The 4,042-nt window shown below is 70.6% G+C and carries 5 protein-coding genes and 1 tRNA gene; all 6 read left to right on the top strand.

Translation table 11 applies throughout. The annotated features are described in order from the left end of the window. The coding region (locus VFV89_RS03115) for an AMP-binding protein (protein ID WP_329704439.1) at positions 1-860 on the top strand (860 nt) is incomplete at its 5' end. Continuing rightward, positions 857-1,321, top strand: coding sequence for a peroxiredoxin (locus VFV89_RS03110; RefSeq protein WP_329704438.1), 465 nt, complete (start codon positions 857-859; stop codon positions 1,319-1,321). The genes VFV89_RS03115 and VFV89_RS03110, both read left to right, overlap by 4 nt. A gap of 231 nt (positions 1,322-1,552) precedes the next feature. Beyond that, positions 1,553-1,624, top strand: a tRNA-Val gene (locus tag VFV89_RS03105). Positions 1,625-1,895: 271 nt separating this feature from the next. After that, positions 1,896-2,150, top strand: coding sequence for a hypothetical protein (locus VFV89_RS03100; RefSeq protein WP_329704437.1), 255 nt, complete (start codon positions 1,896-1,898; stop codon positions 2,148-2,150). 1 nt (position 2,151) lies between these two features. Further along, a complete protein-coding gene (locus VFV89_RS03095) occupies positions 2,152-3,528 on the top strand; it encodes a DUF4331 domain-containing protein (RefSeq protein ID WP_329704436.1) in 1,377 nt (458 codons plus the stop codon). Further along, positions 3,528-3,878 (top strand): hypothetical protein, encoded by a 351-nt coding sequence (locus VFV89_RS03090; RefSeq protein ID WP_329704435.1) that lies wholly within the window; start codon positions 3,528-3,530, stop codon positions 3,876-3,878. Before VFV89_RS03095 ends, VFV89_RS03090 begins: the two co-directional genes overlap by 1 nt. Positions 3,879-4,042: the final 164 nt, after the last annotated feature.

Raw genomic sequence — 4,042 nt, 5'->3', positions numbered from 1 at the left:
TGCGACGGCGTACTGAGGCTCGGCGGGTGCTCGCCGACGTCGCCGAGCACCGCGCCGACACGCTCATCGTCGTACCGACCGTGCTGCAGCGGCTCGTCGGCCTCGGCCGCGAGGCTCTGTCGGCGTACGACACGTCGTCGCTGCGGATCATCGTGTGCGGCGGCTCGGTGCTGCCACCCGATCTGTGCCGCCAAGTGGCCGCGGCGTTCGGCGACGTTCTTTACAACGTCTACGGCTCCACCGAAGTGGCCAACGCCGCCGTCGCGACACCGGCCGAGCTGCGCCGCGCTCCGGGCACCGTAGGCCGTCCGCTCGTGGGTTGCCGGATCGCCTTGTACGACGAAAGCCGCCGACCCGTCACCGAGCCAGGACGGCCCGGCACGATCTTCGCGGGCAACGGTTTGAGCTTCTCCGGCTACACCGACGGCGGTGGCAAGGAGACCGTCGACGGCCTCGTGTGCACCGGCGATGTCGGGCACTTCGACGCCGACGGTCTGCTGTTCATCGACGGCCGGGCCGACGAGATGATCGTCTCCGGCGGCGAGAACGTCTTCCCCAAGGAGGTGGAGGACAGCCTGGCCCGCCACGAGGCGGTGGTCGAGGTGGCCGCGATCGGCGTGGACGACGACGACTTCGGCCAGCGGCTGCGCGCCTTCGTCGTGCTGCGCGAGGGCGCCTCGGCCAGCGAGGAGGAGCTCAAGGCGCACGTGAGGGACAACCTGGCGCGGTTCAAGGTGCCGCGTGAGATCGTCATCCTCGACGAGCTGCCCCGGAACGCGACCGGCAAGGTCCTCAAGCGCGAGCTGGTGGAGTACGACGCCGGCTCGGGCGCCGACACGACAGGTGCGGACCAGCCGTGAGTGGACTCGAGCTCGGCGGGCCGGCGCCCGACTTCACCCTCCGCGACCAGTTCGGCCAGGACGTCACGCTGTCGTCGTTCCGCGGCCGGAAGGCGGTCGCGATCCTCTTCTACCCCTACGCGTTCTCGGGCGTCTGCACCGGTGAGATGGCAGGGATCCGGGACCGGCTCGCGGACTTCCTCACCTTCGACACCGAGGTGCTGGCGATCTCGTGCGACCCGGTCTACGCGCTGCGCGCCTTCGCCGACGCCGACGGGCTCAACTTCCCGCTGCTCTCGGACTTCTGGCCGCACGGCGAGGTCTGCCGCGCCTACGAGGTCTTCGACGAGCGCACCGGCTCGGCCCGCCGCTCGTCGTACGTCGTGGACAAGGAGGGGCTGGTCAGGTGGTCGGTGCACAACGCCAACCCCGACGGCCGCGACCTCGGCGAGCACCTGCGCCAGCTGCAGGCCCTGGCCTGAGCCGCCTCTCGGTCGCGGCGCCCGTGGGCCGCGGATCGCCCGTTCGGGCGGTGTGGACCAGTGGTCTGGACCAGTTGAGAAGTAATCCATTCGAAGGTTTGTGGCGGCGGCGATGTGGGCAGTAACTTCTACCCCGTTGAGCCGCTGGTGACCCGAGACGCCAGCGGCTCAACTTTCATCTCCGGGCATTTTCCGGCTCTCCCGGGGGCTCCCGTACTGTGCTGCCGCGACGGGCGTATAGCTCAGCGGTAGAGCTCTGGTTTTACAAACCAGCGGTCGGGGGTTCGATCCCCTCTGCGCCCACCGACGAGCCCACGACGGGCGACAGGACCCGCCCCGGACCGTTCCGGACCGGCCACGAGACAGGCCACCGGTCGCAGCCGACCCGTGGACTGACGATCTCGACCGGGTCGCTGCCGACACTGGTCCGGTGCCCGGGGCGCCTCCGGCGGAAACCGGGGGTCCCAGACTGTGGACGGCGCGTCCGGTCCTCGCCCATCCACGCCCGTCCCGACTCCGAAGACCTCCTGACCCCGGCTCGCACCGAGCCGGTCGACAGGGAGAGAGCACCAAGATGTCCGAGACGAGCAGACGGAAGTTCCTCGCCGCGACCGGGGCCGGTGTGGCCGGCGTCGCGGTCGTCGGCGTGGCAGGAGGTACGGCGCAGGCCGCGACCACACGCCGCAAGAACGCCGCCACCGAGCCGGTGGTGGCCTACGTGCCGGAGCCCGAGGCGGGCGTCCTGCACCTGATGGTCGGCGAGCGCGAGGTGATCGTGGAGGACCACGACCTCGTCGCCCGGATCCTCAACGCGGCAGGAGGGAAGTGAGATGTCGTCACACCGCGAAGCACCCGAGATCAGCAAGGACCCGGTGGCCGACAGCACCGACGTCTACGCCTTCGTCAGCCCCGACCGCCCGGACACGGTCACGCTGATCGCCAACTACATCCCGCTGCAGAAGCCGGACGGCGGCCCGAACTTCTACGAGTTCGGCGACGACGTGGTCTACGAGATCCACATATCCAACCGCGGCAAGGCCGGCGCGGACATCACCTACCAGTTCGACTTCAGCACCCAGGTCCGCAACCCGTCGACGTTCCTCTACAACACCGGCCCGATCACCTCGGTGAAGTCGGCGAGCTGGAACCGGCCGCAGCACTACACCGTGCGGAGGATCGCCGACGGCAGGACCAAGACGCTGGCCGAACACCTGCCCTGCCCGCCGGTCAACGTCGGGGTCCGCAGCACGCCCAACTACGCGGCGCTGGCGGCGCAGACCTACCACTCGATCCCGGGGGGCCGGCGGGTGTTCGCCGGACAGCGGGCCGACGCCTTCCACGTCGACCTCGGCAGCGTCTTCGACCTCGGGGCCCTGCGGCCGGTGAACCACCTGCACCTGATCTCGATCCCCGACGCCGCCGGCGTCAACGGGCTGCAGGCCTGCAACGTGCACACGATCGCGATCCAGGTCCCCAAGCGCGAGCTGACGCGGGACGGGTCGATGCCCACCGACCCGATGTCCGCGAAGTCGGTGATCGGCGTCTGGTCCAGCGCCAGCCGCAAGAAGTCGACGGTCTGGGACGCCCGGCGGGGCAAGGTCGTCGGGCACGGGCCCTGGAAGCAGGTCTCGCGGCTGGGCAACCCGCTGGTCAACGAGGTGCTGATCCCGATGGCGCAGAAGGACCGGTGGAACGCCCGTCCGCCGTGGAAGGACTCCGCGTTCGACCAGTACGTGACCAGCCCGGAGCTGGCGAAGCTGCTCCCGGTGCTCTACCCCGGGGTGTTCCCGAACCTGGCGGCGTACAAGAAGCCGCGGGCGGACCTCCAAGCGATCCTGCACACCGGCATCCCCGCCGGAGTCGTGCCCGGGTTCCAGAACTTCACCGGCCCGACCAAGGCGGACATGCTCCGGCTCAACATGGCCATCGCGCCGACCGCGAACCCCAACCCGCTCGGGCTGGTCGCCGGCGACGCCGCCGGCTTCCCGAACGGTCGCCGGCTCGAGGACGACGTGGTGACCATCGAGCTGCGGGCGGTGGCCGGGCTGACGATCCCGCTGGTGGACCCGTCGTTCACACCCGACGGAGCGGCCAGCGTGGTGACCGACGGCACGAGCAACACCAACGCGGCCCTGCTGGGCACGTTCCCGTACCTCGGCCTGCCCGGGGGCGGCTACCAGACCCAGCCCGGCACCACGAGCGCGTGATGGACGGCCACCACCACGACCAAGGTCCGCACCCGGAGAACCCATTCGCGGGCCAGGGCGCGGTGCTCCTGGACATCGGCGGTGAGGTCGGCGCGCTCGTGGTGACCATGCCACGGGGCATGGTCGGCGAGGAGGTCGAGGTGGTGACCGGGCGCGAGGCGCCCGGCCACCACCGGCCGCACGTGGCGGTGGTCGACCGGCCGGTGGCGGGCGGCGGCACGCTGCCGTCGCTGGTCTTCCCCGCGCTGCACGAGGGCAGCTACGCCCTGGTGCCCAAGGGCACCGACGATGTCCACCTCGACGTGGTCGTGCGCGGGGGCCAGGTCACCTCGGCCACCTGGCCGGCCTGAACGCCCGGTGGCTGAGGTGACGGTGGCTGAGCTTCTCGGCGGCTTCGCCGCACCTGGGTAGTAAAAGATTGCTGGGGGCTGTCGTCGGGCGGGTGTCGGGTCACAGTGGTGGGGTGGTCGCCACGGTTGGACGCCGACGCACCTTGGTGCCGATGAGCCCGTGG

Origin of the sequence: Nocardioides sp. (assembly GCF_036274455.1) — a bacterium.
GTDB lineage: Bacteria > Actinomycetota > Actinomycetes > Propionibacteriales > Nocardioidaceae > Nocardioides.
The sequence above is the reverse complement of the archived record's forward strand: the minus strand, read 5'-3'. Positions and strand labels throughout refer to the sequence as shown.